At 58.6% G+C, this 23,395-nt stretch carries 22 protein-coding genes; 8 read left to right on the top strand and 14 right to left on the bottom strand.

Going from position 1 to position 23,395, the window contains the following annotated elements:
• Positions 1-21 precede the first annotated feature (21 nt).
• The 3 genes from ACG9DO_RS08970 (at position 22) to ACG9DO_RS08960 (ending at position 2,846) form a co-directional block, all read left to right on the top strand.
• Entirely contained in the window at positions 22-582 is a 561-nt protein-coding gene (locus ACG9DO_RS08970; protein ID WP_394727099.1) for a hypothetical protein, read from the top strand.
• 84 nt (positions 583-666) lie between these two features.
• Positions 667-1,440: a hypothetical protein gene (locus ACG9DO_RS08965; RefSeq protein WP_394727097.1), complete on the top strand. Its 774-nt coding sequence runs from the start codon at positions 667-669 to the stop codon at positions 1,438-1,440.
• Positions 1,441-1,613: 173 nt separating this feature from the next.
• Entirely contained in the window at positions 1,614-2,846 is a 1,233-nt protein-coding gene (locus ACG9DO_RS08960; RefSeq protein ID WP_394727095.1) for a glycosyltransferase 87 family protein, read from the top strand.
• A 25-nt stretch (positions 2,847-2,871) separates the two neighbouring features.
• Here ACG9DO_RS08960 and ACG9DO_RS08955 read toward each other — a convergent pair whose 3' ends face one another.
• From ACG9DO_RS08955 to ACG9DO_RS08940, 4 genes are all read right to left on the bottom strand, one after another.
• Complete coding sequence (locus tag ACG9DO_RS08955) at positions 2,872-4,077, bottom strand: type III PLP-dependent enzyme (protein WP_394727093.1); 1,206 nt, start codon at positions 4,075-4,077, stop codon at positions 2,872-2,874.
• Between the two features lie 179 nt (positions 4,078-4,256).
• Positions 4,257-5,435 carry a carboxynorspermidine decarboxylase gene (locus ACG9DO_RS08950; protein ID WP_394727091.1) on the bottom strand — a complete coding sequence of 393 codons (1,179 nt, stop codon included), beginning with the start codon at positions 5,433-5,435 and terminating at the stop codon, positions 4,257-4,259.
• On the bottom strand, positions 5,435-6,742 hold the full coding sequence (locus ACG9DO_RS08945; RefSeq protein WP_394727089.1) for a S41 family peptidase: 1,308 nt from the start codon (positions 6,740-6,742) through the stop codon (positions 5,435-5,437). Before ACG9DO_RS08945 ends, ACG9DO_RS08950 begins: the two co-directional genes overlap by 1 nt.
• 27 nt (positions 6,743-6,769) lie before the next feature.
• Complete coding sequence (locus ACG9DO_RS08940; RefSeq protein ID WP_394727087.1) at positions 6,770-7,981, bottom strand: saccharopine dehydrogenase family protein; 1,212 nt, start codon at positions 7,979-7,981, stop codon at positions 6,770-6,772.
• 231 nt (positions 7,982-8,212) lie between these two features.
• Here ACG9DO_RS08940 and ACG9DO_RS08935 point away from each other — a divergent pair, with 231 nt between their 5' ends.
• From ACG9DO_RS08935 to ACG9DO_RS08925, 3 genes are read left to right on the top strand one after another with little or no spacing between them, the layout of a single operon-like run.
• Positions 8,213-9,166, top strand: coding sequence for a threonine/serine dehydratase (locus tag ACG9DO_RS08935; RefSeq protein ID WP_394727085.1), 954 nt, complete (start codon positions 8,213-8,215; stop codon positions 9,164-9,166).
• Between the two features lie 60 nt (positions 9,167-9,226).
• On the top strand, positions 9,227-9,676 hold the full coding sequence (locus ACG9DO_RS08930) for an MAPEG family protein (RefSeq protein ID WP_394731242.1): 450 nt from the start codon (positions 9,227-9,229) through the stop codon (positions 9,674-9,676).
• Positions 9,673-10,119, top strand: a complete 447-nt coding sequence (locus ACG9DO_RS08925) for an MAPEG family protein (protein ID WP_394727083.1) — start codon at positions 9,673-9,675, stop codon at positions 10,117-10,119. The genes ACG9DO_RS08930 and ACG9DO_RS08925 overlap by 4 nt, the downstream gene beginning before the upstream one ends.
• A gap of 39 nt (positions 10,120-10,158) precedes the next feature.
• Here ACG9DO_RS08925 and trxB read toward each other — a convergent pair whose 3' ends face one another.
• Positions 10,159-11,133 (bottom strand): thioredoxin-disulfide reductase, encoded by a 975-nt coding sequence (gene trxB / locus ACG9DO_RS08920; protein ID WP_394727081.1) that lies wholly within the window; start codon positions 11,131-11,133, stop codon positions 10,159-10,161.
• A gap of 76 nt (positions 11,134-11,209) precedes the next feature.
• Complete coding sequence (locus ACG9DO_RS08915) at positions 11,210-12,001, bottom strand: tyrosine-protein phosphatase (protein WP_394727079.1); 792 nt, start codon at positions 11,999-12,001, stop codon at positions 11,210-11,212.
• A gap of 141 nt (positions 12,002-12,142) precedes the next feature.
• On the opposite strand from ACG9DO_RS08915, the gene ACG9DO_RS08910 reads away from it, so the two are divergent.
• Positions 12,143-12,613: a PleD family two-component system response regulator gene (locus tag ACG9DO_RS08910; RefSeq protein WP_394727077.1), complete on the top strand. Its 471-nt coding sequence runs from the start codon at positions 12,143-12,145 to the stop codon at positions 12,611-12,613.
• A 7-nt stretch (positions 12,614-12,620) separates the two neighbouring features.
• Here ACG9DO_RS08910 and ACG9DO_RS08905 read toward each other — a convergent pair whose 3' ends face one another.
• The 6 genes from ACG9DO_RS08905 to ACG9DO_RS08880 form a co-directional block, all read right to left on the bottom strand.
• Positions 12,621-14,000, bottom strand: a complete 1,380-nt coding sequence (locus ACG9DO_RS08905) for a trehalose-6-phosphate synthase (protein WP_394731241.1) — start codon at positions 13,998-14,000, stop codon at positions 12,621-12,623.
• 26 nt (positions 14,001-14,026) lie between these two features.
• Positions 14,027-15,847, bottom strand: a complete 1,821-nt coding sequence (locus tag ACG9DO_RS08900; protein WP_394727075.1) for a glycoside hydrolase family 15 protein — start codon at positions 15,845-15,847, stop codon at positions 14,027-14,029.
• Positions 15,844-16,590, bottom strand: coding sequence for a trehalose-phosphatase (otsB, locus tag ACG9DO_RS08895; RefSeq protein ID WP_394727073.1), 747 nt, complete (start codon positions 16,588-16,590; stop codon positions 15,844-15,846). Before otsB ends, ACG9DO_RS08900 begins: the two co-directional genes overlap by 4 nt.
• A gap of 98 nt (positions 16,591-16,688) precedes the next feature.
• A complete protein-coding gene (locus tag ACG9DO_RS08890; protein ID WP_394727071.1) occupies positions 16,689-18,257 on the bottom strand; it encodes a sulfatase-like hydrolase/transferase in 1,569 nt (522 codons plus the stop codon).
• Positions 18,257-19,642 (bottom strand): class I SAM-dependent methyltransferase, encoded by a 1,386-nt coding sequence (locus tag ACG9DO_RS08885; RefSeq protein ID WP_394727069.1) that lies wholly within the window; start codon positions 19,640-19,642, stop codon positions 18,257-18,259. Before ACG9DO_RS08885 ends, ACG9DO_RS08890 begins: the two co-directional genes overlap by 1 nt.
• On the bottom strand, positions 19,642-19,848 hold the full coding sequence (locus ACG9DO_RS08880; protein WP_394727067.1) for a hypothetical protein: 207 nt from the start codon (positions 19,846-19,848) through the stop codon (positions 19,642-19,644). Before ACG9DO_RS08880 ends, ACG9DO_RS08885 begins: the two co-directional genes overlap by 1 nt.
• A 160-nt stretch (positions 19,849-20,008) precedes the next feature.
• Between ACG9DO_RS08880 and ACG9DO_RS08875 the strand changes: the two genes are divergently transcribed.
• The gene (locus tag ACG9DO_RS08875) at positions 20,009-20,368 is read left to right on the top strand and encodes a thiol-disulfide oxidoreductase DCC family protein (protein WP_394727065.1); all 360 of its coding nucleotides are present in this window, start codon (positions 20,009-20,011) and stop codon (positions 20,366-20,368) included.
• Between the two features lie 7 nt (positions 20,369-20,375).
• Here ACG9DO_RS08875 and yfcC read toward each other — a convergent pair whose 3' ends face one another.
• Together yfcC and ACG9DO_RS08865 are read right to left on the bottom strand one after the other, a co-directional pair.
• Positions 20,376-21,851, bottom strand: coding sequence for a putative basic amino acid antiporter YfcC (gene yfcC, locus ACG9DO_RS08870; protein ID WP_394727063.1), 1,476 nt, complete (start codon positions 21,849-21,851; stop codon positions 20,376-20,378).
• Between the two features lie 84 nt (positions 21,852-21,935).
• A complete protein-coding gene (locus ACG9DO_RS08865) occupies positions 21,936-23,393 on the bottom strand; it encodes an SLC13 family permease (protein ID WP_394727061.1) in 1,458 nt (485 codons plus the stop codon).
• Between the last annotated feature and the right edge of the window lie 2 nt (positions 23,394-23,395).

Raw genomic sequence — 23,395 nt, 5'->3', positions numbered from 1 at the left:
GACTTGAGCAGAGGAAATCCAATGAAAAAGACAATATTCACGTCGCTCGCACTGCTGCTGGCTGCATCGAGCCTTACACCTGTCTACGCCCAGGACGATGGCGGAGGTGACGGCGGCACCGAAGGTGGTGAAGGCGGCGAAGGCACAGACGGTGGTGAAGGCACAGACGGCGGCGACGGCGCTGAAGGCGGCGAAGGCACTGAAGGCGGCGAAGGCACAGACGGCACCGACGGCGGCGAAACCGAGGGCAGCAGCAATGGTGCTGTCGTAACCCGCGAATCCACGACGGAAGAGCGCGAAGTCACCGACGAAGACGGCAATGTGACCACGCAATCGGTCACGACCGGCTTCGTCCAGACGGTGGAAACCCCTTCAGGCATAACGCACACCATCACCAAGGAGAAGGGCAGCCGAGCAATTGTCGAGCATGATCGCTCAGGCATGACCCGCCCCGAACGTCCGGAAAAGGCTGAAAAGCCCGAAAAGCCGGAAAAGCCCGAGAAACCGGAAAAGCCCGAGCGGCCTGAGAAACCTGAAAAGCCTGAGAAGCCTGAGAAGCCTGAAAAGCCAGGCCGTCCATAAGCTTCAGACCAAAAGCTACCGATGTGCCGCAGGGCCATTCGCCTTGCGGCACATCGCACGTCAGGGAAAATGAGGACACTCATCATGAAGAATCGTTACGTCACGCTTGCAGCGCTCCTGCCCGTTTGCATGTTGATGGCAACGCCTGCTGCTGCCGATGATTACATTCAAATTGGCACCGGCGTTGATTACTCATCGGGCGACTATGGCGATGTGGAAGACACTGACTTCCTCGCCATCCCCTTCTCGCTCAAATATCAGAGCGGTGACTGGTATGTTCGCGCTTCCACATCGTGGGTTGACGTCAAGGGCCCCTCAGGGATCATTCCGGGTGACGGCGGCGTTACACCGGGCCAACCGGGCGGCGAAGTCACCTCGCGCAGCGGCATAGGCGATGTCTGGGTGGCCGCAGGATATTCGATGGGCGTTGCCGAAGGCACATGGTTCGACGCTGTCGGCAAAGTGAAGATCCCCACCGCTTCGGAAAGCAAGTTCCTGGGTACAGGCTCGACAGATTTTGTTGCGCAGGGCGAATTGCTTCATACGATCGGACCTGTCAGCCTCGGAGCCTATGGCGGCCGGCGTTTCAACGGCTCGAGCGATCTGTTCGAGTTGCGCGACGTCTGGCTCGGCGGTGTCGGCCTCTATACCAATGCTGGCGGATTGGCGCTCGGTCTCGACTATGACTGGCGGCAAGGCTCGACAGTAACCGCGCCGGACATCAGCGAGATTACAGCATCAGCTACCTACAAGCTCAATGATAACCTGCGCCTTCAGGGCTATGGCTATACCGGCCTTGCCGATGGCAGTCCGGACCTCGGCGGCGGACTGCAGCTTCTGCTGCGCTTCGGCCAGTAAGCACCCGATCCAATTGAGAATGCGTGCGGCCGGGGAGCAATCCTCGGCCGCACTGCTTTGCCGAGAAGCGGGAGCGCTGATGCTTGCCTGCAATCCGGCGCATGGGCAGGGAACAGCCGTCGCGGTGTTCATTCGCAGTTGCACAATCAACGCCTGGCGCACACAGTGGTCAAATGCTAACACAAGAGGGTTCTCCGAAGTCGCTTGAAGGCGCTGGAGGTTTGCGCCAGCGCGTCACTTCGCTCGCACTCCTGGTGGTGATTGCAGCTGTATCTTTGCTCGCCTTTGCGATCACCGTCGTGACAGGTGGGACTGGTGACTATTCAATGTATCTCGACCAGTGGCACGCACAGGCCGCAACAGGAAACCCCTGGCCCACCGAGCATATGGGCGAGGCGATTGCGCCGAATGCCTATGGGCCGATCCATGCGGTGTTCGGGCTGCTTTTCCAGATCAACTGGCTGGTGCCGAAGCTGATCATCTCCGGCTCGATTGTGTTCCTCTTCGCAGTGCTGGCCTGGGACAGCCACAGGAATGGCGTTCTGACATGGAACAAGCTGTTCTTCGGCCTGGCAATCCTCGTGCTCAGTCCGCTGGTGATCTTCACCAATTACGTCCAAGGGATGAACGATGCGATCCCCGCCTTGTGCATTGGCCTTGCCTGCCTGTGCCGCCGGGAACGCTGGTTCCTTCTCGCAGGTCTGTTGCTCGGCCTCGGTGCGCTGATCAAATTCTATCCGCTGCTGTTCGCGCCCTTTCTCGCGCTGGAGAAGGACCGCGCCATGCGGTTCGGCCTGCTGCTGGTTGCCGCCGCGACATTTGCCGCAGGCATGGCACTCGCGATGATCGTGTGGGGAGATGCAGTCCTCAGCCCGTTCACCTTCGGCGTTGAACGGGGCGCGAAGGGCTTGTCTCTCGCCTGGCTTCTCGAAGTGAGCGTTTGTTCATCTGCTACGAGCGGGATTTGTGCAATCACAACCGGTAAGAGTGTGTTCGTCCTGCTCGGCTTTGCGTCCCTGCTTGCGCTTTATGCCTGGGCGAGCGAGATGGAATGGGAGCTTGCCCTTGCGATTGCGCTCCCGCTTGTCTTCTTCGCCTACAAGGTCGGGCACAACCAGTTCCTTGAGGCATGGCTTGCCGTCTTGCTGTTCGTGTACTTCCAGCCCCGCACTGTGATGCGTTCCGCGATTGTCCGCGCTGCCGTACCCCTGATGATCTTCCTCAGCCTGCTGAAGACAGGTTACGTCCTGACGGGCGGCCTCGACGGCGGCGGATGGAATGGCGGCTGGGGCTTTGTCGGTGAGTACATGGCACTGCCATGGGCGCTCTTGCTCGCCTATTTCATCTGGTCTCTGCGCGGGCACCTGTTCAGGAACCGAGTGGCAATGCCAAGGCTGGCGCTTTGACGCGTCAGCCCTGCCACCTGATGCCCTACCGCAAGCTCACCACATTGTCCGCTTCGGGCCGTTCGCGGCTGCCGTCATAGAGACTTGCCATGGGTTCGTCCTCGACCACGAACTGCTCGGCATTGCCGAAGCCGTTAAAGCCCGTCTTCATTGCCGCACCATAGGCTCCCAGCATACCGACTTCGATGTAGTCTCCCGCCTGGATGTCGCTTGGCAGCGGAAATGGCCCAGCCATGTAGTCTGCATCATCGCAGGTCGGCCCGTAGAAGGAAAAGTCCATCTCCGGATCGCGCAGGTCATCCTCAAGCGCCTGCACCGGAAACTTCCAGCCGACATGGGCCGCATCGTAAAGCGCGCCATAGGCGCCATCGTTGATGTAGAGCTCGTCGCCGCGGCGCTTCTCGACCTTGACGATCAAAGAGGAATATTCCGCGCACAGCGCTCTGCCCGGCTCGCACCACAGCTCAGCGTTGTATGCAATCGGCAGCGCGTAGAAATGGTGGTGGATGATCTGGAAGTAGTCTTCGAGCGGCGGTGGCTCCATGCCCGGATAGATGCTCGGGAAGCCCCCACCCACATCGATCATGTCGATCACGACCGAAGCCTCAGCGATCGCTGCGCGGGTGCGGTCGAGCGCCTGAACAAACGCAAACGGGCTCATCGCCTGGCTGCCGACGTGGAAACACACGCCCAGCCAGTCGCAATGCTGGCGTGCAGCCTGAAGCAATTGTGGCGCTTCAAGCAGGTCGCAGCCGAACTTGGCCGCGAGCGAGAGCTCGGAAAACTCGGAACTGACGCGCAGGCGCACTGCCAGACGAAGGTCAGTTGCCGCTTCACCCGTCTCAGGATGACGGCAGGCCTCGACGATCTTCTCCAGCTCTTCGACCGTGTCGAGACTGAAGGTCTTGCAACCATGTTGGTGGTACGCCTCGGCAATCGCCTTGGCGGTCTTGATCGGGTGCATGAAGCACAGTGTGGCATCGGGCAGAGCCGCACGCACCAGACGGACTTCCGCGATGGACGCAACATCGAAATGGGTCACGCCTGCATCCCACAGAATGCGCACCAATTCGGGCGAAGGATTGGCCTTCACCGCATAGAGCACCTTGCCCGGGAATTTCTCCACGAAGAAACGCGCTGCGCGACGCGCAGCATGCGGGCGATTGAGGATAACAGGCTCGTCCGGCGCGTGAGCGCGAATTACAGAACGAGCGTCAGGGTAAATGTGCAACTCAAGGGACCCCCAAAACGGTTCGTTGAAACCATGAAACGACAAGCTGCCTTGCGGTTAGGAAGTCCCCTTGGGGCAGCGGAAAGGCGCCTATAGGGCCTCAGAGCTGAATCGCAAATGAAAAATGCGCTCTTCTTGCGCGGCGAAGCCATGTTTCGTCGGTTTCTAAACCAACGCTCTCAGGACAAACGGTTCCGAAAATCTTCATAAGAAAACGCGCGCACCAGATCGAGCTGGTCGGTCTCGCTGTCCCAGAGGTAAATCGAGGGCAATTGCACCCCGTTGAAAGTCGTTGTCTTGACCATCGAGTAATGCGCCTGATCGAGGAACGCGAAACGCGCGCCGGGCTGTGCCGGGACCGGGAGGCGGTAATCACCGATGACGTCGCCGGCGAGGCAGGACGGACCGCCAAGGCGGATCGGAATGTGCTCTTCGTCGGAGATCTCACCCAGCATCGCCGGGCGATAGGGCGCTTCGATCACATCCGGCATGTGGCAGGTCGCGGAGATATCGGTGATCCCCACCGGCATCCCATTGAAACCGGTGTCGAGCAACGTGCCCACCAGGATCCCCGCATCGAGCGCAACTGCCTCGCCCGGCTCGAGATAGATTTCCGCACCTGTATCGGCCTTGGCATCGCGCAGGAACTCGACCAACTCCTCGCGCTGATAATCCGCCCGTGTGATATGATGTCCGCCGCCCATGTTGATCCAGTCGAGCTGGCCGAAATAGGGCTCGATGGCGTCGAACACCGCATCCCAAGTGCGCTTCAACGGCTCAAGGTCCTGTTCGCACAGATTATGGAAGTGGATGCCGTTGACGCCCTTCATCGCCTCATCGGTAATCTGGTCGAGCGGAAAGCCCAGCCGCGAGCCGGGCGATGATGGGTCATAGGTCGCAACTTCCCCGGTCGGCACCATCGGATTGATCCGCAGGCCGATGTCGAAATCCTGGCCCGTGCTCCGCGCGTGTTCGAGGATCAGTGCAGCCCGCTCGATCTGGCCGGGCGAATTGAAAATGACATGGTCAGAAAGCCGCAAGACCTCTTCCAGCTCGTCCGGTTTGTAAGCGGCGCAATAGGTCGCAATCTCGCCGTCGTAGAACTCGCTGGCGAGCCGTGCTTCCCACAAGCCGCTGGTGCATACCCCGTCGAGATATTCGCCGATGATCGGCGCGACCGACCACATGGAGAACGCCTTCAATGCCGCCAGCACCTTGATCTCCGCCGCATCGCGAATATCGGCCAGCACCTGGCAATTGGCGCGCAGCTTCGCCGCATCGACCACGAACGCAGGACTCTCGACGCGGGAGAGATCAAAATGGGCGAAAGCGCCCGGATCGCCGGCTTTGGTTTCCATCAGCTGCCTGTTCCAAGCATCTTGAGTACTTGAGCAATCGCAGGATCATTCCCTTCAGCATCAGTGTCTGCCGGGGTCAACGGGACGTTCGCTACGAAATCTTCGCGCGGAGCTCCATTCACGTGGAACAAAGCTTCTCCGCCCAAATCGACACGCGCTTCGCTCTTTTCAAGGTCCCAATTCCACAGACCGCCCAGCAGATCGCCCATGTCAGAGCCGATTGTGACCGCATCGGTCGCTGCGTCCATACCGATAACAATCCCTTCTCCCATGCTGCCTGTCCAGCGGCCATGCAAGACGTAGACGGGACCAGCGTAATTCGGTTCACGTGGATAGACATATTCCACAAACCGCCGAGGCACAGTGAATTCGCGCTCGAAAGCAGGGATCTCGTGCACCTGATAAGGACGCATTTCACGCGTAAAATGGCCGATAATGGAGCGAGCGACTTCGGTATTGCCTCCGCTTGGCGTATCTCGCATGTCGAGCACGATGGCCTTCGCGCTCAGGGCAGCTTTCATTGCCTGGTCGAAGGCAATGATCGTGTCATTATTGCCCAGCGAGTTGTTGATGCGAATGACGGCGATCTCCGCTTGTTCTCCAATGCGAGTCAGTGTGACCGGCTCTCGGTCATCAAGCGAGCGCGCGAATTCCGTGGCCGAGATAAGTTCGAGATACCGCACCTCTCCGCTCGGACCACGAACCTGAAGTTTGCGAGCGTGCCCGCGCCTTCCGTTTATCGCCAGGGTTGCTCCATAATCCAGTTGAGCCGCTGTCGGTTCAGCCAAGACTTTTCCGAAAGGGAGCATCGCTGCCACATTCGGAAGCTCACCATCAATCGCGAGCATTTCATCGCCACTGCGAATGCCCGCTTCGAATGCAGGCGAGCCAGCGCGAACATCTGAAATCAGCAGGCGTCCCCCTTCAAACCGTGCATCGAGATCAGCTGCGGTCATGACAATCGCATAATCGTCGGCCGTAAACGGTCCGACGATCAAATGCGGGTCCATAAAGGTGAGTGCGGTTTGATGGATGATCCGGCGAAATTCGTCGTTCGTTTCTGCTTGCGAAGCAAGCTCTTGTGAACGCGCGAGCTGCGCATCAACATCCATATCATCGCGATCAATGTACGCGTATTTTCCGCGCAAAAGCTGCTCGAATTCCTCCCACGCGGCGGCGGCATCAAATAGCCTTGCCGCTTCGGTATCGGCAGACTTCTCCCCCGCAAGCGCAGGTGAGCATAGCGTCAGAACGCATCCACTCAAGCAGCCCAAGAATAGCTTGGTCGGAGCCTTCACATTGCTCATGAGCGATCGAACCAAAGGGTCAACACCTCAAAATTCGACCGGCCCATCCAGCTCTTCAACCGTCCATGGCAGGCCGTGCTGGTTGAGCATCTCCATGAACGGATCGGGGTCCATCTCTTCCATATTGAAGACGCCCTCGCCTTTCCAGATGCCCTGAACCATCATGGCGCTGCCGATCATCGCCGGAACGCCCGTGGTATAGCTCACCGCCTGATTCCCGGTTTCCTCATAAGCCGCCTCGTGCGAACATATGTTTTTGATGTAGAATGTTTTTTCGCCTGAACCATCGAGCGCCTCACCGGTCGCGATGCAGCCAATATTGGTGTTGCCCTTGGTCGTTTCACCGAGCGTTTCAGGCTTCGGCAGCACGGCGGCGAGGAATTGCAGCGGGATGATTTCCTTGCCTTGATATTTGACCGGCTCGATCGAGGTCATGCCGACATTCTGCAGCACGGTCAGATGCTTGATGTACTCATCGCCAAAGGTCATCCAGAAACGCGCGCGTTCAAGCTCGGGGTTGAACTTCGCGAGGCTTTCCAGCTCCTCGTGATACATCATGTACATATTCTTCGGGCCAACGGCCTCGAAATCGAACTCGACCTTCTTGCCCATCGCCGGGGTTTCGACGAATTCGCAATTTTCCCAATGCCGCGCGGGCGCGGTGACTTCGCGGATGTTGATTTCCGGGTTGAAGTTGGTGGCGAAAGCCTGACCGTGATCGCCGCCATTGCAATCAAGAATGTCGAGCGTGCGGATGGTCTTCAGCTTATGCTTCTTGAGCCACATGGTGAAAACGCTCGTGACACCCGGATCGAAGCCGGAGCCGAGCAGCGCCATCAAGCCAGCTTGCTTGAACCGGTCGTGATAGGCCCATTGCCATTTGTATTCGAACTTCGCTTCGTCCTTGGGTTCGTAGTTCGCGGTGTCGAGATAATCGATGCCCGCTTCCAGACAGGCGTCCATCAATGGCAGGTCCTGATACGGCAGCGCTAGGTTGACGAGCAGGCTTGGCTGGACCTTCTTGATCAGCTGAACGACAGCCGGGACTTCCTCGGCATCGATCTCGTACGTGTTGATATCCACGCCAGTGCGCGTTTTTACGCTTTCGGCGATGGCATCGCACTTGCGCCTGGTGCGGCTGGCGAGATGGATATCGCTGAAAATCCCGGCATTCATGGCCATCTTGTGGACGCAGACCGAGCTTACACCGCCGGCTCCGATTACGAGGACTGTCGACATAATATTGTTCCTTCGGAAACGATTCTTGGGCGCATTAGGGCAACGCGCTGTCCGCGTAAATCGATCCAGAATTTCCTACCGCTGCATTTCCCAGCACTATGGCCGGATGACCTCGACTTGCACCCTGTCCCGCCCTTCCCGCACAGACCTGTGGAAGCGGCTGAATTTCCATTCCCAGGACTGTGTAACATGCGTATCCAACATGGAGAGGCCATTCAGGAATCAAGCTCCATGACTGAACGAATCCCAACTCGAGAAGGCGTGCTCGCGGCGGCTGACAGTGTGGCAGGCATCCTGCCCCCCAGCCCGCTGCTCCCGGTCGAGATTGGGGGCAGGAATTGCTGGGTGAAGGCTGAAAATTTGCAGCCGATAGGTGCGTTCAAGATTCGCGGCGCATGGTGGCGGCTTTCCAACCTCACCGAGAGCGAACGTGCCCAAGGGGTGGTCGCGGTTTCCAGCGGTAATCATGCGCAGGGCGTCGCATGGGCCGCACGGCGGCTGGGCTTCAAGGCGACGATCGTCATGCCTGCCGATGCGCCTCAGGTGAAACTCGAAGCGACCCGCGAACTGGGCGCTGAGATCGTCACCTATGACCGTGCGAACGAGGACCGTGATGACGTTGCCGCGAATGTTATCGCCGAACACGGCGGAGTGCTGGTCCATGCCTTTGCCGATCCCTGGGTGATTGAGGGCCAGGGGAGCGCCGGGGTGGAAATCACACAGCAACTGGGCCGACAGCCAAGCCGGATCATCGCCTGCTGCGGCGGCGGCGGCCTGTCCGCCGGTCTTGCTATCGCTTGTCCCGAAGCGAAAATCCACCCGGTCGAGCCGTTCGGCTGGGACATGGTCGGACAATCGCTCGCCGCGGGAGAACTTGTGCGCGCAGCAGCTGATGCACCCAGGACGATCTGCGACGCGCTCCAGCCGACCGCGACAAAACCGCTCAACCTTGCTTTGCTTTCAGGGAGAGCCGAACCCGGTGTTGCGGTGACCGATGAAGAGGTTCGTGCGGCTCAGCGGTTTGCATTTGCCAAACTGCATCTGGTCCTCGAGCCGGGCGGTGCCGCCGCGCTCGCCGCTGCGCTTGCCGGGAAAGTCCCGTTCGACGAAAGCAGCGTGATCATGCTCACCGGCGGCAACACCGATCCATCAAGCTTTGCGGCCACCATCGCAGAAGGAGAATAGGTTGCAATTGACAAACCTATTTTGGTTTCGCAGGGTCTGTTCTGCAATGGGAGGGATATGATGCAAGCGCAAATGCTCGCACCAGCTGCCGTGCTGGTGCTTTGGTCAATCGTGATGCTGGTCTGGATGGCAGCCACGCGCTTTCCGGCCATCTCAAAGGCAGAAAAAGGCTCCATCAAGCCAAAGCCCGGCATTCGCGGGCAGGATTTGGAGAGCGCGCTGCCTGACAAGGTCAACTGGAAATCGCACAACTACTCCCACCTGATGGAGCAGCCGACGGTTTTCTATCCGGCGGTGATCATTCTTGCGATCATGGGCGCAGGCGCCACCGATGTTCTGCTGGCATGGATCTATGTTGCGCTGCGCATCATGCATTCGCTGTGGCAATCGCTGGTGAATACAATTCCCGTGCGGATTACGCTGTTCCTGCTTTCCACCTTCGCGCTGGCCGCCCTTGCGGTGAGGGCTGTCATCGCGACCCTGTTTTTTGATCCAGGAGTTGTCTCTTGAACGGAATGCAAATTCTTCAACCCGTGGTCGCCCTGGCGATCTGGACCATGATCATGTGGGCGTGGATGTATGCGACGCGCATCCCCGCGATGAGCCGATCTCAAGAGATTGAAGATCCGACCAAACTGGTCGGAACGACCGGTGCTTCGCTGCGCAAGCAGTTGCCAGACAAAGTCAACTGGAAGGCGGACAATTACAACCATTTGCATGAACAACCGACTGTGTTCTATGCGATTGTAATTGTGCTGGCGATCGTCGGCCATGGCGATGGCATGAATGCGCTGCTGGCGTGGATCTACGTCGGGTTGCGGGTCGCGCACTCACTGGTGCAAGTGACTGCAAACAGGGTTATGGTGCGTTTCGTTCTGTTCGCACTGTCGAGCCTGGTGCTGATCGCGCTGATCTTCCACGCGACGATCGTGACCTTCGACATTCACATGTAGGCATGGTGCGCGGGAGGGCGCCTTCGCACCGCCCTGCCCTTACTCCGCTGCTTCGGTGGCTGGCTCTTTCTCAAATTCCATAGTCGCAAGAAAGCGCTCTGCATCGAGCGCGGCCATGCAGCCCATGCCCGCCGCCGTGACTGCCTGGCGGTAGACGTGATCGGTCACATCGCCTGCCGCGAAAACCCCGGGGATCGCAGTCTTGGGAGTACCCGGCTCAACATCGAGATAGCCGCTTGAGTCCATTGCGAGCTTGCCTTTGAACAGCTCCGTCGCAGGGGCGTGCCCAATCGCGACGAATGCTCCGTCGACTTCAAGCGTGCTTTCCTCGCCGGTCTGCGTGTCTGTCAAAACCAAATGATTGAGCGCACCATCATCACCAGGGACAAAGCGGGTCACTGTCTTGTTCCAGAGCGTCGAGATCTTGTCGGACTTGAACACCCGCTCTTGCAGGATCTTCTCCGCACGCAGTTCATCGCGGCGGTGAATCAGCGTCACATCATCAGAGTGATTGGTGAGATAGAGCGCCTCTTCGACCGCTGTGTTGCCGCCGCCTATCACAGCAACTTTCTTGCCGCGAAAGAAGAACCCGTCACAGGTCGCGCAAGCCGACACGCCCTTGCCGCCAAGTTCCTGCTCTCCGGGAACGCCGAGCCATTTCGCCTGTGCGCCGGTGCAGATGACGAGGGTGTCGCCGATATACTCGTCGCCGCTGTCGCCAACCGCGCGATAGGGAGGGCCGCTTTCAAGGTCGACTTCAACGATCGTGTCCCACATCATCCGCGTGCCGACATGCTCAGCCTGTTTCTGCATCTGCTCCATCAGCCAAGGCCCCTGAATGACGTCCGCAAATCCCGGATAATTCTCGACATCTGTGGTGATAGTGAGCTGACCCCCTGGCTGCAGGCCCTGCACCACGATCGGTTCCAGCATGGCGCGCGCGCCATAAATCGCGGCGGAATAGCCAGCCGGGCCGGAGCCAATGATAAGCATCTTCGTGCGATGGGTAGCCATAATCGTAATCCTTGTCTCTTGCGGGTGATGTAAGCGCTGCGCCCGTTCGCTTCAATTCGCGAAAGGTGGCTTAGGCTTACCCATCCACAAGCTGGTCTTTCAGCGCCTCTCGCTTGGCTGCATCAACCCCGAGGACTTGTTCCAGATAGGCATCGGTCGACCCGAACCGCTCCTTAACGGAGGCGCGCGCGGCTTCGAGATAAGCGGCATCGACGCCCATGAGTACACGCATGGTCGCTTCATCCCTTGCGCCATGCTTGCCGCCCATAAGCGCCATTCCGTGCGCGATCCGCTCCTCATTGCGCGGCGAGTGATTGGTAAGAAGATAATCCTCCAATGCATCGTCTGGATGGACCCCGAGCGCATGGTGGAGCAGATCGACCGCGATGCCGGTGCGGTCTTTGCCGGCGGCGCAATGTACCAGGCTGGCTCCGTCACCTGCGGACAGGGCTTCGAAATAGCGCTTCAGAATCCAGTTGAGACCCGCGCGATCAGGCAGAGCGCCGTAAAGCGCGACCATCGCCGCATGCGCGCCCGCAGCGTCCACGCTGCCCTCTGCCGCTTCCAGATGAGGTGCAAGGCCGGCAGTCTCACCTTCGAAGTAATGTACCTGCGCGGAAAACCCTTCCGGCCGCTGGCAGGTGTGTCGAGCCCGCTCGTTGTCGCCGCGAAGGTCTATTACATGCGCCAAGGCAAGATCGGAGACCAAGGCAAGATCTCTTTCGCTCGCCTCAGCATGATGGCCCGAGCGGAATAGCAGGCCGCTGCGTACGCGTCCTCCTCCGCTAACAGCATAGCCGCCATAATCGCGGAAATTATGGATCGCATCGGTGGCGAAAAAGGGTACTCGAATCGCGGTATCAGTCATGCAGGGAACCGTGGCAGCGCAGCACAAGGCGAGCAAGTAGTCCAACACGCTTTCTAAGGGGAATTGCGGGGGCTACCTCTAAGGCCGTCTTGAGATCAAGGCCCTAGGGCATTGCTCGTTCGCCCGGGAAAGGACGCGTCGATGGCACAAATCCTGATCGCAGATGATGACGAGATTATCGCCGAACTCGCCGCCAACATTCTGATGGATGATGGCCATGCTTGCGGCTGGGTTACCGACGGCCGCAAGCTCATGGATCTGATTGCCTGGAAGCGGCCTGATCTGATCCTGCTCGACCAGGAAATGCCGGAGAAGAATGGCAACCAGGTTCTGCGCGAGCTGCGCACCTCGGAGAAATACTACGATATCCCCGTAATCATGTTCACCGCCAAGAGCGGAAAACAGGATGAACTGCAGGCGATCTATGCCGGGGCGCACGATTATGTCCGCAAGCCCTTCACGCCTGAACTTCTGTTGTGGCATGTAAACAAAGCTCTGCAGCTTCGCGCCGAGCGTCCTCGACATGTCGATCTGAAAACAGTCATGCGGCAAAGCTCAGGCCAATCGGCCGACCATGACAAGGACTGGCGTTCAATTCCCCGCGCGGTGTGAGCGAGCCTTACCCAGCGCGCAGATCGTTACAGAACTGTTTCGTCCAGGCCTGCACATTGTCGTCACGGATGGTTCCGATCATCGCTTGATAGCGGCGCTTGCGTTCATCAAGCTCCATGTCGAGCGCAGTTTTGATCGCGTGGCTGAGATCATCCGGGCTGTGCGGGTTGACCAGCACTGCCTCTGTCAGTTGCTGCGCGGCCCCTGCGAAGCGCGACAGGATCAGAACTCCGGGGTCCTCCGGGTCCTGCGCGGCGATGTATTCCTTCGCGACGAGGTTCATCCCGTCGCGCAAAGGGGTCACCAACCCGATCTTGGAAGCGCGGAAGAACCCATAGAGCTCGGCATGGCTGTAGCCGCGGTTGACATAGCGGATCGGCACCAGGTCGACTTCACTCCTCGCGCCGTTGATCTGGCCGGTCTTCTGTTCAAGCAAGGCGCGGATTTTCTGATAGCTCTCCACATCCTCGCGGCTGGGCGGGGCGATCTGGATATAAACGAGATCGCGCACACGATCTGGGTACTGATCAAAGAAGCGGCCAATCCCGTCGATCCGTTCTGGCAGGCCTTTGGAATAGTCGAGCCGGTCCACCCCGATCATCGCGGTACGGTGACGGGTCGAGGAAATGAGCCGCTGCTCAGCCTGCCGCGCATCACCTGTCTCGCCTTGCGCCTGGAAGTGGTCCCAATCGATGCCGATGGGATAGGCGCGCGCTTGAACGGTGCGTCCTTCAAAACTGATAACTCCGGTCGCGTCGTCTACCTCAGCGCCCAGCTCCTTTCGGCAATAATGGAGAAAGCTTTCGAGCCATTCGTCGGACTGGAAACCAATCAGATCATATTCCAGCATGGTCCGCACCAAGCGCTCATGAAACGGCAGCGATACGAACAGCCGGGTCGGCGGCCATGGGATATGGAGGAAGAAGCCGATCCTGTTCTTGAGCCCGCGCGAACGCAAGCGTTCGCCCAGCGGGATCAAGTGGTAGTCATGGACCCAGACAAGGTCATCTTCCTCGATCAGCGGAGTAACGCTCTCGGCAAAGCGCTCATTCACCCGCTCATAGCCCTTGCCAGTCTCGCGCTCGTACTCAGTCAAATCCAGTCGGTAATGAAACAGCGGCCACAGAGTCGAATTGGCATAGCCGTTGTAATATTCATCGATATCGCGGTGAGAGAGATCAATTGTCGCGGTCGTTACGCCGTCATGGCGCTGCATGTTGATGTTGCCAGTGCGATCTTCGCTTTCCTGGCCCGACCAGCCGAACCAGATACCCCCATAGTCCTTCAAGGCTGAATTGAGCGCTCCTGCAAGCCCGCCCTGCGCACCGGCGACGCCGCGCGCCTTGGGCACGGCAACTCTGTTCGAAATGACGACTAGACGTCCGATTGTGGTCCCCTTCCCCTGGGCCGTAGCTAGCGAACTTCACTCCAAGGTTTGGACAGTAGCCCGGCGCAGTTTATTACCCCTACCAGCGAGTAGGTCTGCGGGAAGTTCCCCCACAGCTCGCCTGTTTGATAGTCCAGGTCCTCGCTCAGCAAGCCTGACTGCGTGGTATGACTTAGCATAGTATCGAACAAAACGCGCGCTTCGCCATCCCGGCCAGCCAGATGCAGCGCCTCGATCAGCCAGAAAGTGCAGACATTGAAGGCGGTCTCTGGCGCACCAAAATCATCCTCGGCGGCATAGCGCAGCATGTGATCTCCGCGCCGCAAGTGTTTCTCAACCGCTGCGAAGGTCTGCTGAAAGCGTTCATTGTCCGGCGAAAGGAAGCGCAGCTCCACCATTTGCAACAGGCTCGCATCGAGATAATCGCTCTCAAAGCTTGCGCCGTAATGGCCGCCTTCACCGTTCTCTTTCCAGGCCTCCGCTTCGATTTTCGCAGCAATTGCATCGGCCCGCTCGCGCCAGATTTCCGCGCGATCCGATTTACCAAGATAACCAGCCGTATTGGCCAGCCGATCACAGGCTGCCCAGCTCATCACGGCGGAATAGGTGTGCACTTCCTGCCTCGTGCGGAATTCCCACAGGCCAGCATCAGGCTGATCATGCATCCGCCAGGCCATCTCACCAACCTCTTCAAGGCTCTCGAAATCGCGGTCATCCGCAATACGCAGCAAGCGCTTGTCGATGAATCCCTGCACGGTCGGTAGCACGATCTGGCCATAGCAATCGTGCTGTACCTGTTTGTAAGCCGCGTTCCCGCGCCGCACCGGCCCCATGCCGCGGTATCCCGCCAGATAGGCCGCTGTGGTTTCATCGAGCTCGCTTTCCCCCATGACGGAATAGAGCGGCTGAATCTGCCCGCCCTTCGCCGCATCGACAATATTGCGCAGATAGCCAAGGTACTTTTCCAGCACATCAAGCGCGCCCAACCGGTTCAGCGCCTGCACTGTGTAATAGGAATCGCGAATCCAGCAGTAGCGATAGTCCCAGTTCCGCTCAGAATGCGCGGCCTCCGGGATAGAAGTCGTCAGTGCCGCGACAATCGCACCCGTCTCTTCATGCTGGCACAGTTTGAGCGTGATGGCGCAGCGGATCACCTCTTCCTGCCACTCGAACGGCGTTGCAAGACTGCGCACCCATTGCTGCCAGTATTTGCGGGTGGATTGCTCCATCCGCCGGATTTCCTCGCGCAGATTGCCAGCGAAGGGTTCATCCGGGCCGAGGAAAAAATGCGTATCTTCCTCAATCCGGAAGACGCGTTGCTCAAGAATGTAGCCGACCGGGGCATCAGTGGAGAGGCGCAGCGCTTGCGGCCCCACCAGATACCGCACGTGATTGGTGCCATTGGTTGTCTCGGCAAGCCCGGCACCGTAATTCTTCATCGGACGCAGCACGACCTTGATGCGCGGATTGCCTGCGATGGGCCTCACGATCCGGCCGAAGGCGACCGGTCGGTACATCCGCCCCTTGCCTTCAAACCGCGGCGCAAAGTCGAGTACTTCAGCGATGCTACCGTCCTCTGCTTCAAGGCGGGTGACGAGGATCGGTGTGTTGCGGATGTATTCTTGAGAGGCGGAGACTTGCCCTTCCAGCTCAAACCGCCAGACGCCGACATCCCGGTTATCGCCATTAAGCAGCGTACAGAATACCGGATCGCCATCAACGCGCGGCACACAGCCCCACACAAGGCCGCCAGTGCTGTCGATCAATCCGCTGACCTGGCAATTGCCGATTGGCCATAGCTCGAGGTTGGGAACAGCGCTCTCTTGAGTTGAAACTTTTTCGCTCACAGGCCTAACCATTGATGAGTTTGAGAAACGGACGCAAGACCATAGCGCGCCCGGGTTTCGCGCGGGCTCCCAACAAGGATGCCAAATCCACCAAGCTCGTCGCACGCGGAAAAGCCATCTTCGTCAGTGACATCATCGCCAATGAATACAGGCATCGTGCCCGCGAAGGGCGGCTGCTCCATGAAGGCACGCACGGCCGCTCCTTTGTTGGTGCCCTTGCGGACCAGCTCAACCACGCACTTGCCCGTCTTTAGCGCCAGATTGTTGCGGGCGGCGACTTCTTCGGCAAAGCGATGCGCGATATCGCCCGCCTTTGGATTCTCGCGATAATGCAGCGCTCCGCCATGGGTCTTAGCCTCGTAGCGCAGATTTTCTGCAGCGGCGAAGTCCTGCAACGTGCTGATGACCTCTGCCGGAAGGCCCTGCGGCAGCTCACCCAGCACCAAGCCGTCGGCCAACCTTCGCTCTGCCCCATGCGAACCAGCCTGCGCGACCTGCATCTGGACGCCTAGATGCTTGGCAATATCGTCCAGCGACCTCCCGCTCACTACGGCGACGCGACCGGCCATGCTGTCCGCAAGCCTTTCGAGAGCACTGGGCAGCCCTCCTGGAACATCAATGCCATCAGGGGCCGATGCAATCTCAACCAGCGTACCATCGAAATCGATGAACAAGGCAACCGGGCCTGCGGCCTGCAAAGCGCTCAGCGATGGCGGCGGATCAAGCAAAGAGGCGCGCGTCATAGCGACACGCATAAAGCTTTGCTGCAGTGCGTCAAATTTCAGCGTGCACTAATCCGAGCGAAATTTCGTATTCATGCCTCCTTGCGGCGGCGGATGCCTCAATCGGCTGGCGCTGATGATCCGCGTACAATGTTTGTTACATCAGTAAACTTGTGGATCTTGTCGACATCCCGGAAGATAAAGTTGCGTTCCTCGCGCATTTCCAGTGTGCCGTTGAAGTCTCGGTTCAGCACGATCGAGTATAGGTTGATCGGCGTGGGCGGCGCGTAGTCTGTCTCGCCCTCGGCATGCCGAACCGCCATCAGGATGCCGGTCTTCTCCCGCCAAAGTTCGGGCGCGGCATTGGCCCATGACTTGCGCGGAGCAAGCGGCGTCTTGCGGTATTTCTCATCGCCAGCATAGATTTCGGGATAGGGTCCCTCATCACCGTGGATCATGATTGTCGCCGGGCGCGGACCGGCAAGGATTGCATCGATCAGCTTAAGTAGCTCGGCGTTCGCATATTCGAGTTGCTCGATGTAATTGCGCTTGCGATCCCAATTGATCTCCTCTGCAACAGACTTGCAGCGCCCCTGCCTGTCGAGCAGATACGGAGGGTGCGGCAGCAGGAAATGCGCGAAGACGTATTTGCGACCCTTTTCGCCTGCAATCCTGCGCAGTTCAGCGAACTTGGCTGGTTCACGCATGCATTGGTCGGCCCTGCCGCTTAGAAACGGAATGTCGGCCGCCGCTCCGATATGACCCAAGAGCGACTGATCTATGATCTGGCGCGGGACCTGCGAGATAGGGCGAGAATTGAGAGTTCGATCAGCCAGGTCGTGCGTGTGCGAAATGTCGGCCCATGTGCTCGCGAACACCATTTCGTAGCCCTGCGACTTGAAGAACCGGGAAGCCTGGCTCGAGCGTACGGCTTCGAATTGCGGGACAGAATCAAGCTCATGTCCGGTGGCCTCTACCAGCGGGTCGAGATAGTTCGCATTGAGGGTTGTCGAGAGCGACTGGTTGGTAATTTGGTAATTAGAAAACGCGTTGTCCTCGACCGCAAAGCCGCGCTCGCGCAGCGCCTTGAGAAACGGCGAGTTGTCGTAACCATAGGCGTCTGCAAGAACAGCGGCATTGGCATAGCGATCCATCACGATGTGCCAGACATCAGGGCTGTCGTTATCAGCCTCTGCCGCAAAGGCGCTGTAGATTTCAGCTGGATCAGGCCGGCCTTGCTCAAGCTGCACAGCTTGCCAGGAGGCCTGCACAAACCAGGGCAATGCCAGGATCAGACCTGCTACATTGGCATATAGCATCCCGCGCGAGAGCGGTGCCTCCTCACGCGGCAAGCGCCGCGAAATATCGAATGCGATGAGGCCAGTGACTGCAATGACTGTCCAGAATATCCACCCCGATTGGGCGATCTGCTCCGCAAAACTCGGCGCGTAGAGCAGAAAAAACGTCCAGATAGTGGTGAGCAGTGCAGCGCGCCGCCAATCGCGCATGACGATGTAACTGACGAGGATGAAAGCCCCGACCACGCCAAGCAACACGGCAAGCGTCGGGAACACATCGTCCAAGGGCAGCCGAAGACGGTTGCGCTGCCACAGTAAGGTAACCAGCAATACGGGAATGACAAACGGCGCCAGCGGCACGCGTTCCAGCCACCGCTTCATCCGGCTCATCAATCGGCCCGCTCATACTGGACGAGATAGCGTTCACTGCTGGCGATCCGGTGTTCCTTCACGATCCGGCCGCGCCTCTCGACACAGGCGCGAAAAGCTTCAAGCGTATAATTAGGGAAAATATCTTCCCGCGTCGACAGCAAGCGCTGGACCATCGCATCGCCCTTGCCCGGAAACTCGATCACGCCCTGTGGTGCCATCGCCATCAGCCAATCGACTGCCATGTCGAGCGGGACATTCTTCGCGATCGCAAGGTGATGGATGAAGGCAAGCGCCACCATCGCATCGGCTTTCGACCGTTCGCCGAAGCTCATGCGTTCAGCACTCGCCCAGCCCTGAGCCGGCGAAGGGTTGGTCGCATCGAGCCACAAGGAAAGGACATTGGCCTTGCTTTGGGAGAAGCGTGCATAGGCTTGTTCTAGCGCGCCGAAATCGAAATCGAAGCCAACAACCTGCCCTGCCCCAGCGTCGATCGCCGCTTGCGAATAGTCGCCTGAATTGCAGCCGAGATCGAACAGGGTTCCCGGTTTCACTTCGCTCACGAAGTCAGAGACAAAGCGGTGTTTCTCACTGCGGCGGGCTTCGTCATAACTGTTATCGACATCATATCCGCCCCACACCGTGGACAGGCCCGGTGCCTCGAGCTTGGCGATGTAGTGGCGCAAACCTGTGAGCAGTGCAGTGAAAGCCTGCTTGGAAAGCTTTCGATTGGAAGAAGCGGCAGGCACGCCGTCATTAGCTATCGCCTTGCGCTGCAGCTTCGCCGGCACCGTCACGTGGCCCATTACGGTGAAGGACATACGCGCTTTGAACGGCAGCAATGGCGCAAGTTCTTCCGGCGAAATGCCTTCCAGATTACCGCGATACCAGGCGTTGGGGGCGATCCCGCACTTAGCCCACAGAAGCAGCGGGCAGAAGAATTGCATCGCAAACTGACGCTGCCCCGCCCAGAGCGATCCTTCCTTGTAAGGTTGGATCGACAAGTGATCGATGAAAACCGGACGCGTGTGTACGAACTGAACATTGTAAGCCGTTGCATCGGTGAGGGTGAAGTCCCGCTCCAGCAGTTTCAGATGGAAATCCAGGTGGAACAGCGCTGCACGTTTGAGCTGCGAGAAAGTCCATTCATAGGGATAGGAGATGAAATCCAGCGCTGGATGCTCGAGCAAATAGGCAGGCTTTTCGCCGTCCCAATCAAGCGTTTCCGGTGCGACATCTTCCATCGCCACAAGGAAACCCTTGTCGACTGCCCAATTGTAAACTCCGGCTTCGCGCGCTTTTTCGAAGGCTTCGCGCCCAGGCTCGAATACAGCCCGGAACACACGTCCTTCCTGCTTGAAAACGCGACCGGCCGGGTCTCTGAAAGACCCCGGCTCAATCCGCATCAGTCTGCTGCCTGCTCTTCAGTTTCGTCCGTAGTCTTGTTGCGACGGAACAGCCCAATGAACTTTTGCAGATAGTATTTGCCGGCAAGCAGGTAGGCAGCGATAGCGCCGACGACAGCCTGCAAAGCGATACTGGTGCTTGCTGGATCGAGATAGGCGTGCGCTGCCGAAATCGGCATGGCGCCCGTTACAGCAAGCAGTAGCATCAAGCGAAATACAAAGCTCATAAGACCCCCAGTGGCATATTCGGCACCACAAAGAGCTATACGAACAGGGTTAATTTTTCCCGAAAGGACAAGCACTCGCTTGCGGGGACTCAATGCACAATCGCTTGCCGAACGCCTGGCAGCTCCTATGTGGTAGCCTATGCAACCTCAACTGACAGTCTGGTTTGACGGCGCGTGTCCACTGTGCCTGCGCGAGATCGCGCTAATGCGACGGCTCGACCGGCGCGACCGGATTTCCTTCATCGACGTCTCGGAAGGGGCGCCGGAAAGCTGCCCGATCGACCAAGCTGAATTGCTCGCCCGGTTCCACGTACGAGAGGGGGAGCAAATCTTGTCCGGTGCAGCAGCCTTTGCGGCCATGTGGCGCGAGATCCCACTGTTGAGGCCGCTGGGACTGATCGCGCGCAACCGTCTGGTGCTGCAAACGCTGGAGCGGCTCTACATCGTCTTTCTGCGCTTTCGGCCCAGGCTCCAACGCTGGGTTGCGCGCCGAAGCTGATACACAATCAATAGCCAATAGCGTGCGATACGAGGACGACTACGCTCGCCATCGCCATAAGTGTCAGCATCGGCTTCCAGATAAAGCCGAACCATTGCCCATAGCTCACCTTGGCAGCCGCAAGGCATCCCATCAGCACCGCAGAGGTTGGAACAATCAGGTTCGTCAACCCGTCACCCAACTGGAAAGCCAGTACAGCTGTTTGCCGGGTCACGCCGGTCAAATCAGCCAGAGGAGCCATGATTGGCATGGTGATGCTCGCTTGACCAGAGCCTGACGTAACAAAGAAATTAAAACCGCTCTGCACCAGATACATGGCCCAGGCGGTCATCCATTCAGGGACCGATCCGGCAAATCCAGCGAGACCGTTCAAAAGGCTGTTGAGCAATGAAGCGCTGCTCGGGTCGTCTCCTCCAAGGATCAGCATGATTCCTTTTGCAGCACCCACGATGATCGCCGCTGGCAAGAGCTGAGCCGCGCCATCGCGAAATGCCTCCATCATGCTCGTGAAGTCACCGCCTTCAATCTTACCGAATCGCGCGATCAGAGCGACCGCGAGACCCATAGCAAAGAACTGCGCCGCTATCTCAGGCAGGTAATATCCATACACGCTTACACCCCAGGCAACCCATGCGATACCTGCGCCAAGCGAAAGCAGGACCAGCAAGTGCGCGCGCGAGAATTCGGGTGCCTGAGGCCCCGTATGAGCTAACAGTGCGACACCGATTCCGGCGCGCTTCCTGAGCCGGATACTTCTCGAATAACGCCAGGTGAAGAACGCGCCTACGCTGGTGAAGAGGAGCCAGTTTCCCACCCTCAGTTCAAGCCCGGACATCGGCGGAAGACCGGCGATTGTCTGCGCGATGATGACGCTGAACGGGTTCATCCAGCTTGTTGCAAAGCCGAGCTGGCTCGCCCCAAAGCATACCAACAGCGCGGTCATCGAATCGTAACCTGCCCGCGTCAGCGCTGGTGCGAGAACCAATGTCAGCGCAATCGACTCTTCTGCCAGACCAAAGATCGCCCCGGCGAGCGAAAAGCTCCAGAACAGGCCTAGAATCAGCCATTCACTCTGCGCCTTCCCACCCGGCAGCGAGGCATCGAGCGCTGCATCGATCGCCTTGGTGCGCATGACCATGCCGAATACGCCACCAAGCACGATGATGAATGCCATCAGGCCGACCGTTGGCGAATAACGGTCACCGGTCACAAGCCCGGCGAACAGAAAATCGAGAAAGCCGGTCCGTTCAGAATCGCCCAGGACAGGGGCCGGCATGGTGCCCGGCGCGGCCTCGTAACTGCCTGGTACAATTCGGGCAGGATCGCCTGCCACCTCGAATTGCCCCGGGGTGAACACGAAAGTCGCCGCCCAGGCGATCAGCGCAAGGACGAAAAGGATGATGAAGGTGTCTGGCATTTGCCAGACCTGTGTCTTTGGCGGTTCCTGCGCCTCGATAGAGGGATCGACCTGCGTGTCTGCCATCCTGTCCTATCCCTCCCCGCTATCAACCAAGCCTGTCACGGCTCCTCGCCCGCTGCTGCCGCATAAAATACGGGCATCTTGCCTTCAAAGCACCATTGGCACCAACCACACCGCTACGGCCGAAACCAGTCCAATCGCAACGATGTTGAGCCAGAAGCCCGCCCGCATCATTTCACGGATCTGGATGCTCCCGTTGCTGAACACAATCGCATTGGGAGGTGTGGCAACTGGCAGCATGAAGGCACAACTGGCTGCTATCGTAACCGGTACAACCAGCATCAGCGGATCAACACCCAGTTCGATTGCGAGCGCCGCTACGACCGGCAAGAGCGTAGCGGTGGTCGCGACATTGCTGGTAAGCTCAGTGAGAAAGATCACAAGGCTGGTCAGAGCCACGACCAGCAACCATGGACTGATCACTCCAAGTGGCGCCATCTGCTGGCCCAGCCAGAGCGTAAGCCCGCTGGAAGACAGCGCAGCAGCAAGCGAAAGGCCCCCACCAAACAGTATCAGCACTCCCCACGGAAGGCGCTTTGTGTCGTCCCAAGTGACCAGCGCTTGACGGTCAGTCCCGCTGGGGATCACGAACGCCAGCAGGGCCGCAACCATGGCGACACCTGCATCGCTTAGCCCTTCAAGTCCCACTGCGTTCGTGATGGACTCGCGGAAGATCCACCCTACCACCAGCAAGGCAAACAGAATTGCGGTGCGTATCTCGGCTTTGGACATAACGCCCAGTTCTTCATACCGGCGCTGCAGCTCTGCGCGCGTCTCCGCGGATGAAGAGAAAGTCACCGGAAAGAGGAACCGCGTGAGCAGCAACCAACCCAGCGGCAACAGCAAGAGGGAAACAGGGATGCCGACCATCATCCATTGGGCGAACGGAATTTCGACATTGTACTCGCTTTGCAGAAACCCGACCATAAATGCGTTGGTTGGCGTTCCAACTAAGGTCGCAACTCCGCCAATCGAAGCGCCATAAGCAAGGCCCAATAAAAGCGAGATCTCAAAGTCGTGCTTGGCTTTCTCCGTTAATCCGGGAGATGTCTCGCCCACAACAAGCGCAAGCGAGACCGCGATGGGAAACAGCATCAGGGTGGTCGATGTGTTTGAAATCCACATGCTGAGAAGAGCCGCAGCCAGCATGAAACCGGCAACCAAGCCCTTCCCGCTATTGCCCATCAGCCGGAAAATCAGCAGCGCTATTCGCCGATGCAGTTCGCTGCGCTCGACAGCAAGAGCAACAAGAAATCCGCCGAGGAACAAGAAGATGATCGGATTGGCATAGGGCGCTGTCGAATCCTCGATCGACATCACTCCCGACAAAGGAAAGGCGATAATCGGCAACAATGCCGTTACCGGCAACGGGATCGCCTCGGTCGCCCACCATATTGCCATCATCACCCCGACCGCAGCGACAATCTGAGCCGGGCGGTCAAGTCCTGACGGAGCAAAGAACACATAGAAGAGAAAAAACCCGACAAGCCCTGCGACAATGCCCCACGGATTAATTCCGCTGCCCTGCTGTTCTTCACTCGCCATGG

It is taken from the genome of Altererythrobacter sp. GH1-8, assembly GCF_043702085.1.
In the GTDB taxonomy this organism is placed as follows: Bacteria; Pseudomonadota; Alphaproteobacteria; order Sphingomonadales; family Sphingomonadaceae; genus Erythrobacter.
The sequence above is the reverse complement of the archived record's forward strand: the minus strand, read 5'-3'. Positions and strand labels throughout refer to the sequence as shown.

Coding starts and splice junctions, on each gene's coding strand:
- ACG9DO_RS08970 (WP_394727099.1), top strand. CDS start 22: ATGAAAAAGACAATATTCACGTCGCTCGCACTGCTGCTGGCTGCATCG.
- ACG9DO_RS08965 (WP_394727097.1), top strand. CDS start 667: ATGAAGAATCGTTACGTCACGCTTGCAGCGCTCCTGCCCGTTTGCATG.
- ACG9DO_RS08960 (WP_394727095.1), top strand. CDS start 1,614: ATGCTAACACAAGAGGGTTCTCCGAAGTCGCTTGAAGGCGCTGGAGGT.
- ACG9DO_RS08950 (WP_394727091.1), bottom strand. CDS start 5,435: ATGGAAACCAAAGCCGGCGATCCGGGCGCTTTCGCCCATTTTGATCTC.
- ACG9DO_RS08945 (WP_394727089.1), bottom strand. CDS start 6,742: ATGAGCAATGTGAAGGCTCCGACCAAGCTATTCTTGGGCTGCTTGAGT.
- ACG9DO_RS08940 (WP_394727087.1), bottom strand. CDS start 7,981: ATGTCGACAGTCCTCGTAATCGGAGCCGGCGGTGTAAGCTCGGTCTGC.
- ACG9DO_RS08935 (WP_394727085.1), top strand. CDS start 8,213: ATGACTGAACGAATCCCAACTCGAGAAGGCGTGCTCGCGGCGGCTGAC.
- ACG9DO_RS08930 (WP_394731242.1), top strand. CDS start 9,227: ATGCAAGCGCAAATGCTCGCACCAGCTGCCGTGCTGGTGCTTTGGTCA.
- trxB (WP_394727081.1), bottom strand. CDS start 11,133: ATGGCTACCCATCGCACGAAGATGCTTATCATTGGCTCCGGCCCGGCT.
- ACG9DO_RS08915 (WP_394727079.1), bottom strand. CDS start 12,001: ATGACTGATACCGCGATTCGAGTACCCTTTTTCGCCACCGATGCGATC.
- ACG9DO_RS08910 (WP_394727077.1), top strand. CDS start 12,143: ATGGCACAAATCCTGATCGCAGATGATGACGAGATTATCGCCGAACTC.
- otsB (WP_394727073.1), bottom strand. CDS start 16,590: ATGACGCGCGCCTCTTTGCTTGATCCGCCGCCATCGCTGAGCGCTTTG.
- ACG9DO_RS08890 (WP_394727071.1), bottom strand. CDS start 18,257: ATGAGCCGGATGAAGCGGTGGCTGGAACGCGTGCCGCTGGCGCCGTTT.
- ACG9DO_RS08885 (WP_394727069.1), bottom strand. CDS start 19,642: ATGCGGATTGAGCCGGGGTCTTTCAGAGACCCGGCCGGTCGCGTTTTC.
- ACG9DO_RS08880 (WP_394727067.1), bottom strand. CDS start 19,848: ATGCTACTGCTTGCTGTAACGGGCGCCATGCCGATTTCGGCAGCGCAC.
- ACG9DO_RS08875 (WP_394727065.1), top strand. CDS start 20,009: ATGCAACCTCAACTGACAGTCTGGTTTGACGGCGCGTGTCCACTGTGC.
- yfcC (WP_394727063.1), bottom strand. CDS start 21,851: ATGGCAGACACGCAGGTCGATCCCTCTATCGAGGCGCAGGAACCGCCA.
- ACG9DO_RS08865 (WP_394727061.1), bottom strand. CDS start 23,393: ATGGCGAGTGAAGAACAGCAGGGCAGCGGAATTAATCCGTGGGGCATT.